Source organism: Longimonas haloalkaliphila (assembly GCF_055379825.1).
In genome coordinates this window covers 846,665-860,275 of the sequence record NZ_AP043948.1, presented here as the reverse complement: position 1 = coordinate 860,275, position 13,611 = coordinate 846,665, and the positions used below count along the sequence as shown (strand labels likewise).

Annotated in this window: 13 protein-coding genes; 5 read left to right on the top strand and 8 right to left on the bottom strand. The window is 57.1% G+C overall.

From position 1 onward, the window contains the following. Positions 1–104 precede the first annotated feature (104 nt). From mltG to ACZ48V_RS03350, 8 genes are all read right to left on the bottom strand, one after another. The gene (mltG, locus tag ACZ48V_RS03385) at positions 105–1,139 is read right to left on the bottom strand and encodes an endolytic transglycosylase MltG (protein WP_464541594.1); all 1,035 of its coding nucleotides are present in this window, start codon (positions 1,137–1,139) and stop codon (positions 105–107) included. Positions 1,140–1,178: 39 nt separating this feature from the next. Continuing rightward, positions 1,179–1,556, bottom strand: coding sequence for a chorismate mutase (locus ACZ48V_RS03380; protein WP_464541593.1), 378 nt, complete (start codon positions 1,554–1,556; stop codon positions 1,179–1,181). Positions 1,557–1,574: 18 nt separating this feature from the next. Then, positions 1,575–2,591, bottom strand: a complete 1,017-nt coding sequence (gene tsaD / locus ACZ48V_RS03375; RefSeq protein ID WP_464541591.1) for a tRNA (adenosine(37)-N6)-threonylcarbamoyltransferase complex transferase subunit TsaD — start codon at positions 2,589–2,591, stop codon at positions 1,575–1,577. Positions 2,592–2,803: 212 nt separating this feature from the next. Beyond that, positions 2,804–3,511, bottom strand: coding sequence for a succinate dehydrogenase iron-sulfur subunit (locus ACZ48V_RS03370; RefSeq protein ID WP_353563451.1), 708 nt, complete (start codon positions 3,509–3,511; stop codon positions 2,804–2,806). 162 nt (positions 3,512–3,673) lie between these two features. Then, on the bottom strand, positions 3,674–5,416 hold the full coding sequence (sdhA, locus tag ACZ48V_RS03365) for a succinate dehydrogenase flavoprotein subunit (RefSeq protein ID WP_464541589.1): 1,743 nt from the start codon (positions 5,414–5,416) through the stop codon (positions 3,674–3,676). A 64-nt stretch (positions 5,417–5,480) separates the two neighbouring features. Then, positions 5,481–5,957 (bottom strand): succinate dehydrogenase hydrophobic membrane anchor subunit, encoded by a 477-nt coding sequence (locus tag ACZ48V_RS03360; RefSeq protein ID WP_464541588.1) that lies wholly within the window; start codon positions 5,955–5,957, stop codon positions 5,481–5,483. A 70-nt stretch (positions 5,958–6,027) separates the two neighbouring features. Continuing rightward, positions 6,028–6,465, bottom strand: a complete 438-nt coding sequence (sdhC, locus tag ACZ48V_RS03355) for a succinate dehydrogenase, cytochrome b556 subunit (protein ID WP_464541586.1) — start codon at positions 6,463–6,465, stop codon at positions 6,028–6,030. Positions 6,466–6,819: 354 nt separating this feature from the next. Continuing rightward, positions 6,820–7,962: a citrate synthase gene (locus ACZ48V_RS03350; RefSeq protein WP_464541584.1), complete on the bottom strand. Its 1,143-nt coding sequence runs from the start codon at positions 7,960–7,962 to the stop codon at positions 6,820–6,822. A 1,273-nt stretch (positions 7,963–9,235) separates the two neighbouring features. Here ACZ48V_RS03350 and ACZ48V_RS03345 point away from each other — a divergent pair. The 5 genes from ACZ48V_RS03345 (at position 9,236) to ACZ48V_RS03325 (ending at position 13,605) form a co-directional block, all read left to right on the top strand. Next, positions 9,236–11,191, top strand: coding sequence for an Rne/Rng family ribonuclease (locus tag ACZ48V_RS03345; RefSeq protein ID WP_464541582.1), 1,956 nt, complete (start codon positions 9,236–9,238; stop codon positions 11,189–11,191). A gap of 137 nt (positions 11,192–11,328) precedes the next feature. Beyond that, a complete protein-coding gene (locus tag ACZ48V_RS03340; RefSeq protein ID WP_464541580.1) occupies positions 11,329–11,640 on the top strand; it encodes a hypothetical protein in 312 nt (103 codons plus the stop codon). Then, the gene (locus tag ACZ48V_RS03335) at positions 11,630–12,445 is read left to right on the top strand and encodes an MBL fold metallo-hydrolase (protein WP_464541579.1); all 816 of its coding nucleotides are present in this window, start codon (positions 11,630–11,632) and stop codon (positions 12,443–12,445) included. Before ACZ48V_RS03340 ends, ACZ48V_RS03335 begins: the two co-directional genes overlap by 11 nt. 96 nt (positions 12,446–12,541) lie before the next feature. Next, entirely contained in the window at positions 12,542–13,000 is a 459-nt protein-coding gene (gene aroQ / locus ACZ48V_RS03330) for a type II 3-dehydroquinate dehydratase (protein ID WP_464541577.1), read from the top strand. Positions 13,001–13,089: 89 nt separating this feature from the next. Continuing rightward, positions 13,090–13,605 carry a metal-dependent hydrolase gene (locus ACZ48V_RS03325; protein ID WP_464541575.1) on the top strand — a complete coding sequence of 172 codons (516 nt, stop codon included), beginning with the start codon at positions 13,090–13,092 and terminating at the stop codon, positions 13,603–13,605. Positions 13,606–13,611: the final 6 nt, after the last annotated feature.

The following is a 13,611-nucleotide window of genomic DNA, read 5'->3' as shown; positions in this document are numbered from 1 at the left end:
TTTGGGCTCCGAGCGGCGGCGCTGGACTGCAAACCAAAGCCCAAACAGGCTCTTAGCGCCGGTCAACGTTTTACGTGGCTGCGCGCTGCCAGATAGTGCACAGCTCAGCGGCTTTGCTGTGCGCGGCGCTCACGCATGATGCGGTAGTATTCTTGAGCAGCCCGGTTGTGCTCCCGTAGCGTACGGCTGAACGTGTGTCCGCCCGTACCATCAGCTACGAAGTAGAGGTAGCTGTGTGACTCAGGATAGGCGACCGCGCGCAGCGATGCAGGCGAGGGGTTGGTGAGCGGACCCGGAGGCAGACCGCGAAACTGGTATGTGTTGTAAGCGTGTTCGATCTCGTAGTCTGCAAAAAAGAGGCGGCGCTTCGATCCTTCCTGTTCGAGCACGGCATACTGCACCGTGGGGTCGGCCTGTAACGGCATGCCCCGGTCTACACGATTAAGGTAGACCCCAGCCACGCGGGGCTTTTCATCTTCGATTCCCGTTTCCCATTCAACAATTGAAGCGAGAATAGCAGCCTCTCGTGTTGTAAGACCCTGCTCGTGGAGTCCCTCACTCAACTCGCGCTCCGCGAACGAATCAAACGATTCTTTGACACGCCGCACGACCGTTTCAACGGGCGTCTGCCAGTAAAAGTGATAAGTCTCTGGTAGCATGTACCCGAATAGGTCTTCCGGGGCAACTCCCAGCTCAGCAGCAAGCGTCGTATCACGCAGTGCAGCCTCAAAGGCCGCTGCCTCAAAGTCCATGTGCCGGGCCGCGACCCGAGCCACCACTTCAGGACGCATGCCCGGTGGGATGGTAACGCGCACCGGCTCTTGCAGTCCCTTTCGGATGCGATCCAGAATCTCCCAGTTTGATGCGCCCGACTCAAACGCGTAATGACCGGCTTTTACCTGGTTGCGCCATCCAGTTGCAGTGCCGAACCATTTGAATGTCGTGGTAGACCGGATGACCCCAGCCTGCTCCAGGCTATCGACAGCTGCATCGAACGTCGTTCCGCTGGGCAGCTTTACGGTCCGCTCGCCCTCAAATACGGGTGTGTTGCCCGAAAAAGAGACGACTCCAACCAGCGCAGCCGCGGCTACGGCTATGCACAGGACGCCACCAAGCGCCCACGGCATCCATCTACTCATACTTCTGTGTATCTCGTGTTACGACAGTAGGCAGGCGTATCAGTCCGTCTTTCCTTCGTATGTCCGCTGCTCAAGCGCACGCGTCTCTTCGACGATTTTCTCAAAGATCCGGCGGATGGCGTTATCAGTGAAAGGGCCGGTGTTGACTTCAATCACGTTCTCCATGACCTCGGCTTCGCGTGTGGGCACATAGGCGCGCATCCCGATTTCGTTCTTGATCGCTCCGATAACGTGAGCATACGCGGTTCGCTCGTTCAATAACCGGACCAGCTGGCTGTCGATTGCGTCAATGCGGTCGCGCCATGGAGCCAGGTCGCTGGCTCCCAGCTCGTCAGGAAGGGGGGGAAGGGCATCAGAGAACTGTGCAGCGTGCTCCAGGCTTTCGCTGAGCGACGGTTTATCGTTTTGGGAAGTCATTGGTGGTACAAAAGAAAATTAGGATAACGAAAGACGAGGATCGATGTCGAGGTTCGGCTCCGAAGGCGTGCTTCCCCAACTGGCACGGGCTGCAGCTGCGATCATGGCCGCATTGTCCATGCAGAAGCGACGCTCTGGCAGGTGGATACGTACGTTTGCATCCTCCTGAAACCGGTTGAGCGCGGCCCGCAGCCCACTATTGGCTGACACGCCCCCCACGACTATAGCGTGGCGCACGCCCGTCTGTGCAACGGCCTGGCGTACCGCATCCACCAACACATCGACAACGGCCTGCTGGAATGAGGCACAGATGTCGGCCCGATGCCGTTCTATGAATGCTGCTCTCTCGTCTTTGGGGATGTCGCGCAGAAAGTAGAGAACCGATGTTTTGAGCCCGCTAAACGAGAACGACAGGTCGTCAAACCTGGAGCGGGGGAATGCATGGAAAGCGGGGTCGCCTTGTTGTGCCAGGCGGTCTACCTCGGGGCCACCCGGGTACCCCAGATCGAGGAGTTGTGCCACCTTATCGAAGGCTTCCCCAGCAGCATCGTCTCGGGTTTGTCCCAGCACCGTGTATGTGTGGTCGGGCTCCACATGAACGAGCTGCGTGTGCCCCCCAGACACAATGAGGCTCACAAAGGGTGCTTCAGGACCCGACGCTGTGACATGGGTTGAGTATAGGTGTCCTTTAAGATGGTTGACACCAACGACGGGGCACGCGCAAGCACTCGCGAAGGCCTTGGCAAAGCTAAGTCCGACAAGCAATGCCCCTGGTAGTCCGGGCCCTCGTGTCACAGCAACTCCATCTATGTCGACCGGTGAAGCCCCCGCATCTTCCAGTGCCTGCCGGACTACGGGTCCGATGTAGCGTTCGTGGTTACGTGAAGCCAGCTCCGGCACGATGCCTCCATACTGGGCGTGCACGTCGTGCTGAGACGACACCACGTTTGAGTGCAGGTTGTGCCCTTGCAGCACGGCAGCGGCGGTATCATCGCACGAGGTTTCAATCCCTAACAAAAGGGGCGGGGCGGTCATAGGAGCGTAATGGGAAGCACGAGGTAGTACATGCCTGCGCACAAATGCACGGTGTACGTGCGGGTTTCCGCTCACGTGATGCGTGCAGCAGAGTCACAGCGACAGGCCTTCTGGATATGAACGGCGAACGCCCCATCTGCGCATTACAGATGGGGCGCTGTGCCAAGATGCTACGTGAAAGAAGGAGAACTTCGTTATATCCGATGTCTCCGTTACGCGGTGACTGCCGAGCGGCGCTTTAGGGCAGAGAGCCAGCGTGTAATGTCGATATCTTTCGGGCAGGCTTCGTTGCAGTTAAAGATGGTGTAGCATTTCCAGAGCCCGTTTTCCGAGTCAACGACATCAAGGCGCTCACCGGTACCATCGTCACGTGTATCGAACGTGTACCGATAGGCTTTGAGCATGGCAGCGGGACCAAGGTAATCTGGGCTGGCCCAGGTGCTCGGACAGGCGTGTGTACACGCACCGCACATGATGCACTTGGTTGCCTCCTCAATGATTTCGTGTTCGGCGGGCGACTGCTTACGTTCACGCTCGGGCGCCGGGTTATCATTGATAAGCCAGGGCTTGACCTCCCGATACTTCTCAAAGAAGCGGCTCTGGTCAATCACAAGGTCTTTGATGACCGGCGCTGCAGGAAGCGGGGCAAAGCGCACTGTCTCGCCATCGCTGCTCACGAGGTCTTGCACGAGCACCGAGCATGCCAGCTTGTTTTCACCGTTGATCTGCATCGCATCAGAGCCGCAGATACCGTGTGCACAGCTTTTTCGGAGCGAGAGCGTGCCATCGATGTGCCACTTCACATGGAGTAGCAGCGACAACGCACTGTCAAGCGGATCGGCCGGAACCTCATACGATTCCCAGTGCGGTGCATCATCGACCTCAGGGTTGTAGCGTTTTATCTCTACGTTGAGCGTCATATCAGAACCGCCCGTACTGGTGCCCTTATCGTCAGAGGCTTTTGCTGCAGTGTCCCGGCTTTTTGCTTTGGTGGTCGCCATAAATAGGTCTGGATGTGTTGTAGGGAACAGAGAGACCGGCCTGGGGCCCGTCTCGCTTGTGCTTCTTCCCGGTGAATGGGTTTAATACTTACGCTCTTTGGGCTCGAACCGAGTGATAACCACATCTTTGTCGGCAAACTCGTACTCGCCGTTGCAGTCGCTGTAGAACAGCGTATGCTCAAGCCAGTCGTCGTCGTTTCGGTTCTGGAAGTCCTCACGCGAGTGGGCCCCCCGGCTTTCAGTGCGATGGTGTGCACTGGCTGCAATGGCCTCGGCATAGTCAACCATGAACGCAATCTCGACAGCATCCATCAGGTCAGTGTTGAACTTCTTGCCCTTATCCTCTACGACCACGTTTTGGGCACGTTTACGTAGCTGCTCCAAGTCGCCGAGGGCTTCTGAGAGCGTTTCGTCAGTGCGAAAGACGCTGACGTTTGCCATCATGGTCTCCTGTAGGTCTGTACGCACGTTAACCGTTGGCTCACCGTCGCTTGTCGTATTTGCAAGCAGGCTATCCAACAGGTCGCGCGTCTCTTTCTCCGGGTTGTCGGGCAGCGCGGCGAAGGATTTACCACCACGCACCTCTTCGGCCATCTGCATGCCTGCACGACGACCGAAGACGACGAGTTCAAGCAGTGAGTTGGTTCCGAGGCGGTTGGCCCCGTGTACGCTTACGCAAGCGCATTCGCCCACTGCATACAATCCGGGTACGGAAGAGCCTCGCTCTTTCGTTTCAACGCGCCCTTCCGCATCTGTTGGAATGCCCCCCATCGCATAGTGGCACGTTGGGGCAACCGGGATTGGTTGTTGTTTGGGATTTACCCCCATGTAGGTACGCGAGAACTCAGAGATCTCGGGCAGTTTCTTGTCGAGCACCTCATCGGCTACGTGCGTGAGGTCGAGATTGACGTAGTCTTTTCCATTTACGCCACGGCCCTCGCGAATCTCTTTATAGATACACTGCGACACCATGTCGCGCGGCGCCAGGTCTTTCACGGTTGGCGCATAACGCTCCATGAACCGCTCGCCTTCTGAATTCCGCAAGATACCGCCTTCGCCGCGTGCCCCCTCGGTAATCAGAATGCCGAGCCGGTAGAGCCCAGTTGGATGGAACTGCACGAACTCCATATCTTCAAGCGGAACACCGGCGCGCAGCATCATGGACATGCCGTCGCCTGTGCCAGCGTGCGCATTCGACGTGGTTTTGAAGGCACGTCCGTATCCACCTGTGGCGAAGCAGACGACTTTAGCGTGGAACGTGTGTACTTCACCGGTCAGAATTTCATAAGCAACAACACCTGAGCATTCCCCATCGGGGTTCATGATCAGGTCGAGCACTTGAAACTCATCATAGAACCGCACGCCCTGCTTTGTGCACTGATCGTAGAGCGTATGCAGAATGGTGTGGCCTGTACGATCAGCCGCGTGGCAGGCCCGGCGTACGGGCGACTCGCCGAAATTGCGCGTGTGTCCGCCAAAGCGACGCTGCGAGATGGTACCTTCTGAGTTACGGCTAAAGGGTACGCCGTAGTGCTCAAGTTCAACAATCGTGCGGGGCGCATCTTTGCAGAGCGCTTCGATTGCGTCTTGGTCGCCCAGGTAATCGCTCCCTTTCACCGTGTCGAAGGCGTGCCACAACCAGTGGTCTTCCTCTTCGTTACCGAGCGAAGCGCTGATGCCACCTTGGGCAGCACCTGTGTGCGAGCGAAGGGGATGGAGCTTTGAGACAACGGCGACGTCGGCACCGCCTTCTTTAGCGTAGAGCGCGGCCATGAGGCCCGCTCCGCCGGCACCAACAATAACGACATCGTGGGTAAATGTCATGGTTTACAAGGGACAAATGAGCGGAAACAGTCAAAGAAATAGGAGGCCCAGGCAGCGGCGTATACTACCACCCAGCGGTGATCACAGAGTACATGCCAATGACCAGTAGAACAAGTGCTAATGACCACGAAAGCACCTTAGCTGTCTTACGAGCCATCGGGTTTCGTATGTAGTCGGCCATCACGTTATTGAGTCCGTAAAAGCCGTGATGCAAGGCAACAATTAGAAACAGAATGTTGAATGCCTTCCAGAGCACCGCGTATACCGGATCGGCCAGGCGCAGCATCACGACATCGTACGGTGTTACTTCAGCGTCTTCGCCAAAGCGTTCCTTTACAGCCAGAGCAGCAGCTTCCTCATATTCGGGGAGGTCACCTTGTTCAATTTGCTCCGTCGTAAGCACACTGTGCGATATACTGGCTGTCTGCTGATCGTAGTGCTGCACCCAGAAGTGCGTGATCAGCATGAAGATCAGGAAGGTACCAGTAATGCGATGCAGAAACCAGTTTTGAGCGTTTGATTTTGAAGCAGCACGTGCCATAACAGATCGTCGAGTCGGAAGAAGGGGCTGAGAGAGTGCAGGGCAGGTATCGAGGTATTCCCGACACCGATCATCCCGCCAGGAAGAAAAAGTCAAGCAGCGAGTAGATCGTAGGATAGCCACCTACGCCAATGAGGACGACGGCGACGGCGCCCAGCGACCAGAAGAGTTTTTTCTGGTTGGGGCTCCACCCCAGGAAGTCAATGAGCACAATGCGGAGGCCGTTTAACGCATGGTACACCACAGCCGCGAGCAGCAGAAACTCCCCGATCTTGAAGATCGGAGCGTGATAGCCCGCAATGAGCTCGTTAAAGGCAGCCCGGTCGGTGAGCGCACGCAGTCCCCAGACGTGTACCACAAGGTACACAACCAGAGCGACGCCGCTTAGCCGGTGCGCCATCCAGGCAAACATGCCTGTGCGAATGCGGTAGCGTTGAAAGCGACTGTCTTGAGAGACGGCTTGGGCGGATGCGGAGTCCGCCGCTTTTTCTAAGGTGTCAACAGCCATAAGGCAAGAGAGAGAACGATGCTAAGGGTAATGGTGCAGCGTGTCTTGAACTTCTTCTTCGATTGGGACGCATGCGACGCGCTGTATCTGAACAAGCATGCTGTACAGGATGCGGCGACGTGAACGTGCCAAGAGAAACGTGCCGAACGCAGTCAGCGGGCCCTGTAATGTACATCACACTAATACATATGAAGTCGCAACTGTAAAGGTTTCGTGACCGAAGCACTGCATGTAAAGATTATAACCACTACCAGATGCTCTGCAGAATAGACCTACAGAGCACCTGATGTGAACAGCTTGGTTGTGCATGTTCGCTTACGAGCTTGTTCGTGTACGAACATCGGCACTTATCGCCTATGCGCGCTCACCGATTGGCGTTACCGTACGCCCCATCTTTCCGACGTAGGCAGCACGCGGACGAATAAGCCGGTTGTCTGTCCACTGTTCAAGCAGGTGGGCTGTCCACCCGGCGGAGCGACTTAGTGCAAAAATCGGAGTGAAGAGATCGGGATCTAATCCCATCATATAGTATGTCGAAGCGCTGAAGAAGTCGACATTGGGGTCCAATCCTTTTTCGGATTTCACTGTATTCAGGATGGCCATGCTGTAGTCGTACCACTTCGTAGCACCACGCTCTTCGCTGAGTGCCTTCACCCGATCACGCAAGATCGCGGCACGGGGGTCCATCGTGCGATATACGCGATGCCCGAAGCCCATCACACGTTCTTTGTTCTTGAGCTTATCCTTTACGTAATCGACCGGGTCAGCACCTTTCTCATCGATATCGAGTAGCATCCGCATCACTTCGCGGTTTGCCCCGCCATGAAGCGGTCCTTTCAGAGCGCCAATAGCTCCTGAGACGGCCGAGTACATGTCTGAAAGCGTTGACCCAATCACCCGGCTGGTGAAGGTCGATGCGTTCAAGCCGTGATCGGCATGCAGCACGAGACAGGTATCGAAGGTGTCCTCTGCTGCTGTTCCCGGCTCCTCCCCATTGAGCATGTAGAGGAAGTTAAACGCCATCGACGCTTCGTTGAGCGGCGCCACAGGCTCTTTCCCGTCGCGCAGGCGAGCATACGCAGCGATAATTGCCGGCGTGCGAGCCATCAGACGCGTTGCCTTACGGCGGTTCGCCTCAGGCGTGTCGGCGTCGGCTTCATCGTCGTATAGTCCAAGCGCCGATACTGCGGTACGGAGCACCGCCATGGGATGGGCGGCATCTGGCACCTTGCGCAGAATATCGATAACCGGCTCGGGAAGCTCACGCGCTGCGCGAAGGTCGCGCTTCAGGGAGTCGAGTTCGCCTTGACTCGGAAGATCACCGTTCCATAGCAGATAGACGACCTCTTCAAATGAGGCGTTTTCTGCCAGGTCATAAATGTCGTATCCCCGGTAAACCAGCTTACCTTTTTCGCCATCAATCGACGAGAGCTCCGAGGATAGCGCAATGACGCCCTCTAATCCACGGACTTTTTCGGATCCATTTTTGTTAGCCATATGTGCAATGCTGTTATCGTTAGAAGGAATTGGCGATGCGCAGCGTGTTCAGCAACGCATGCGGGGCGCCATCCGGGGCGTCCCTTCAACGTGGACACAGAATCCAGAATGACGTTTTCGTTGCTGCATCCATCAGTTTGCGTCTATCAGTTTGTAGTCATCGCGCACCATGCTGTGCGTATCGGTCACGTCGTGTTACGCGCACCGTGACCGAACTACAAGCGCTTCCAAGCCACATAAACGCTGCGTTCGTACATTTTGCTGTGAAAGAACTTACTCGCTGCGCAAGTCGCGGACATATGTGCTGCTCTACAGAAGACCGCTCTACAAGAGGCTGTCACGCTACGTCCGTTGCTTTGCTGCGCCCGGAGCAGTAATCTTGGAAACGAAGACACCGCGCTTGTGCCCTGGCGGTACCGTCGTCATAATCGTTGTTGTGCAGGCGCATCGCTTTTTAGAATCCTCCGTATCGTTTGCGCAGAAACTGCAGAAACTACAGACACACATTGACTTTGCAGCTACGCCGTATACGACGACTTTCGCACTGTGCCGTTGTGTGCTACACTAATGCATATGCATACTATGGAAGAAAGAACTGCTATGTGAAAGAATTTCTATTTAAAGACAATACATAGCGTCCAATTCGCACCTCAAACGCAGCACTTTGCGACATACTGGTGCTCGGAAACCGCGAAGGGATCATTTTGCGGGGGAGATCGATACGCAATCACGTCGTAATTTATCATTACCAACCGTTACGGCGCCCATATACTGCACTGATATGTACTGACTGCTGTACTGCACGCGTCTGTACTGCACGCATCGTACATATCTCAGATAACTTCCGGCCGGTGCCTGCCCGCAGCCGTGGATTGCGTTGCGGACCGCTCTTTAGCAAAAGGCCTGCCGAGGTTCTCTTAGAAATACAGCGGCACATGCTTTGTGCCACGCCCTTACAAGCTGCGATGCAGCTTCCCCATACTTCGTTATCCCTCGCTCATTAGCTGTCCGTGTACACGCGCACTGCGCGCTCAATCGGATGGTCACGGATTCTTTCTGTCTATACAACTTGAACATGGAGCGTCTTTCTGTCTTTCCGTTCACGCGGCGTGCCACGGGCACCCGCCTACCCGGTCGATAGCTTAGCACTGCACGATTAACTTGCATGAGATCCCTCTTACACGCTCCATGTTTTTCCCGTTGCCTATACCTCACACGGTTTCCCACTCCCTGACCCCGAGAGCGCATAGCGCGGCGCGGCCCACACCGCCCTATGTCCAAAGAAATAGTAGTCAATGTATCCGATAATCGAACCCGCATTGCGATTGTAGAAAGCGGCAAACTCGCCGAACTCTACATTGAAAATGCCGAACACAAGCGCACGATCGGCAATCTCTACCTGGGGATTGTCCGCCGCGTTATGCCCAGTATACGCGCTGCGTTCGTCGATATCGGGCAAGAACAGGATGCGTTCCTCCACTTCTCAGATCTGTCGGAGAATCTACCGCAGTTGAAAAACTTTCTCAACCAGAACACCCCCAAGGTCGAGACGGTCAGCCTGCCCGACAACCTGCACGACCAGAACCCTGACCCAACTAAACACCTGAGCCGCAATCAGCGACTGCTGGTGCAGGTTAAGAAGGAACCAATCTCGAACAAAGGCAGCCGCATCTCAACCGACCTGTCAATGGCCGGTCGCTTTCTGGTGCTGGTGCCGCTCTCGAAGGTGGTCGCTGTATCTCGCAAAATCGAGAAGGAAAAGGAACGCAATCGCCTGAAAGCGCTTGCCGGAAGCCTCGTGCCTGATGGGTTTGGGGTGATCGTACGCACCGTCGCAGAAGGACGCGATGCGAAGTCGCTCGACAAAGACCTGCGCCTGCTCTTGGAACGCTGGCGCCGCGTTGAAAATCGTCTCGCACAGGCGTCAAACGCCCCCACCCTCATCCATGAGGATGTGGACATGGCATCTTCCATCATACGTGACCAGTTTTCGGACGACTACGACCGCATTCTCATTGACCACAAAGCGCTTTTCCACAGCGTACGAAGCTACGTTCGCGCCGTAGCCCCGTCTATGGTGTCGCGCGTTGAGTACCATAGTGGCAACAACCCGGTGTTCGAAGCCGCTGGCATCCAACAGGGAGCCGACCGCGCCTTCAAAGATCGCGTTGAACTGCCTTCAGGGGGCTACCTCTTCATTGAAAAGACCGAAGCCATGCACGTGGTCGACGTCAACTCAGGGCGCTCTGGACGGGGGAAGTCGCAGGCGGAAAACTCGCTTGCCGTTAACCTTGAGGCAGCGCGCGTCATCGCCCGGCAGGTGCGCCTACGCGACATCGGGGGCATCATCGTCGTTGACTTCATTGACCTGCGGGATGAGGGGGCCCGAAAAAAGGTCTACGATGAACTAAAAAACCGCTTCGACGACGACCGCGCAGTCACGAAAGTCTTGCCCATGAGCGACTTCGGACTGGTCGAGATTACACGTCAGCGCTTGCGGCCCAGCCTTACATCGTCTTTCGCTTCTTCAAGCGGAGCCGCGTTGAGCGACGACTCCGATGTCAGCAAGTACCGCCAGCAGCTGCGCGAAGCCGATTCGCGCATGCAGCGGCTCGAAAACCGGCTCCAGAAAACCCGGGAGCGGCTCGAAGAGCGCGAATCTAAACTGGAAACGCTCAAAGAAGACGCCGATACCTCTTCATCGCGCTCTGAGGCTCGCACGGATAAGCAGGCTCAGGAGCAGATTGCTTCGCTGCAAGAAGAGCTTGCTGAAATTCGAAAAACGCTCAATGTGGAGCGGTCGGCGCATGAGCAGGCCAGGCAAGCGCGCGATAAGGCGAAGCGCGAAGCCGAGTCGGCTCGTGAGGCGGCGCGTTCAGCCCAGGACGAACGCGACAAGCAAGCCGAAGAAGCCAAACGGCTCCGCCGCAAGGTCGAACAGGCCGAACGTGAGCGCGTACAGCACGGCGCTGAGGCAACACGCCCGGCCGATGAGGTTGTCGATGCCCTCGGTACCTGGGTGGCCGAACACGCAGCCCAGCATCGCGCCGTTACGCTTCGGGTGCATCCGTTTCTCGCAGCCTACCTGAATCGCGCCATCCCCAGCTATCCAACACGCTGGTTCATGGAGCATTTCGTGCGTGTGCATCTCGAATCAGATGATGCCGTATCACCGCTCTCGTTCGCCATCGAAGAGGCCGATACCGGCACCACCCTCGTAGAGGCCTGATGCGTTCGCATCCCGCTGTACCCGCATGATTCACACTCCCGCATGCATACCATGCCTCCTCAAAACGGCAGCACTGCGGGAGTCTGTATCGCTGCCGGAGCATCAGGTCTACCCGTGCATTAGGTCTACAGTCTCTCATGAAAACGGCGACCATCATCAATGAACTTATCGACGCCGCCGAGCAAATGGGGATGGAGGTGCGCGTAGAGAAGGGCAATTTCAAGGGCGGACGCTGCCAGGTGGGTAACCAAACTGTCATTATGCTGAACAAACGCCACCCCGAGGAAGTGCGCCTGGCCGTACTGGCCCGTAGCCTCCGCGACGCGCCCCTCGACACCATCTACCTGAAGCCCGCCGTACGCGACGCCCTGCACGATGCCTGGCGCGATGCCGCCCCCGACAGTCCCTTGCCTGCCTCCACCGAACTGCCCGATGCCGATGCCTCCTGACGCGTCTCTGCCTGACCTTCGTATCACGCTACTGGGCACAGGCACGTCAACAGGTGTTCCGGTTCTCGGGTGCGACTGCGACGTGTGTACCTCAACCGACCCGCGCGACGACCGGCTGCGCTGCGCCTGCTACATCGAGGCGGGTCCGCTGGGCATTCTTGTGGATGCGGGCCCGGACTTCCGCCAGCAGGCGCGCCAGCACAATATCGACCGTATCGATGCGGTGTGTTTCACCCACCACCACTTTGACCATACCGCCGGCATTGATGACCTGCGGCCGTACTTCTACCGTAACCGGCGCCCCATGCCGTGCTACTGCAATGCCAATACAGCGCGCTCCCTGCAACGCAAGTACGACTACATCTTTGGCGATGACCCGTACCCCGGTGCAGCCCGTGTAGACCTGCATTCGGTAGATGCCTCGTTCACCATAAGTAGCCGGGACAGCGACGCATGCGCCGTGCCTGTGCAGCCCGTTCCCATGAAGCACGGCTCCACCCCTACTACCGGCTGGCGCATCGGCTCCTTTGCCTACCTGACCGATGCAAACTCCATCCCCGAATCCAGCCTGGCCCTCCTCGACGGCGTTGAAACTGTGGTACTGGATGCGCTGCGTCCGCGTCCCCATCCTACGCACTTCTCGTTTGAGGAAGGCATTGCCATGGCGGAACGGATTGACGCACGCGATACGTACTTCATCCACATGACGCACGACGTGCTTCACGCGGAGCAGAATAACCAGCTTCCTGACGGTATTCATCTGGGCTACGATGGACTCACGCTCTGCGTGCCGGCCCCCTCGTGAACAGCCTCACGGCCCCGCCTTCCCTGGGCCTGCTATCTTGCTGTACGCTTCCCCATTCTACTGATTACTTGCTACTGATTACCTGCCACTGGCTGTATGATTCTTGTCTTGAATGGCCCGAACCTGAACCTGTTGGGCACCCGCAACCCCGAACATTACGGCACCGAAACGCTCAATTCGCTTGAGCAGAAGATCTCAGCGACCTTCCCGGATATCGCGTTTCAGTGGACGCAGAGCAATCACGAGGGGGTGCTCATCGATACCCTGCATCAGGCCCATGCAGAAGATTTTTCCGGAGTCATCTTTAATCCCGGCGGCTATACCCATACGTCGGTTGCACTGCACGATGCGGTCGAGGCGATTGTCCCCCCGGTAGTGGAGGTGCATCTCTCGAACATTCATGCCCGCGAAGACTTTCGCCGCACGTCGCGCATCGCACCGGCGTGCATGGGACAGATCAGTGGCCTCGGTCCGGCAGGCTATCTGCTGGCCGTGCAGTACCTGCAGATGCACGGCGCCGTCGCAGAGCATGCAGACGCGTCGAGCAGTTCCTAAGCCTGTTTCCGCTTGTGCGGAACGCCGCGTGCCCGGCAGAACGTTCGCCTGAGTGCTGGTTTTGTTTATGCAGTAGCCTCCCCATTCCTATGCCTGGATACAAAGGCCACATTACAGGCGCGCTGGTCGCATTTGCTGTCTATGCGGCTGTCCTTGCCTATGTCGTGCTGGTCGAGCTCATTCCTGTTCCCCTCGACCCAGCGGGCGCTCCCGTCCGCACCCTGATGTACAGCATCGCTTTGCTCGTACTGGCTGTGCTCTTCGGACTCTGGCCCGACGTAGACATCGACTCGAAGGGACGACGTATCTTCTACGGGCTGTTTCTGATCGTAGACGTCTACCTGATTATCACCGGACGCTTCGAGGCGGCTGCCTATCTTGGGCTCTTCGCGATTCTACCTGCTGTAGGCAAACACCGGGGCTGGACGCACACCTGGTGGGCTATGCTGCTGGTGCCTTCTCCCCTTCTCATCGTCCCCTACCTGAATCTGCCCGAAACGCCCTGGATTGGTCTCCCCTTCTACCTGGCGGCGGTCGTGGGCTACTTCAGCCACCTGCTGCTTGATGGCGAACTCGCGCCCAAGAAGCTGTTCGCCTGGAAGTAAATCGCT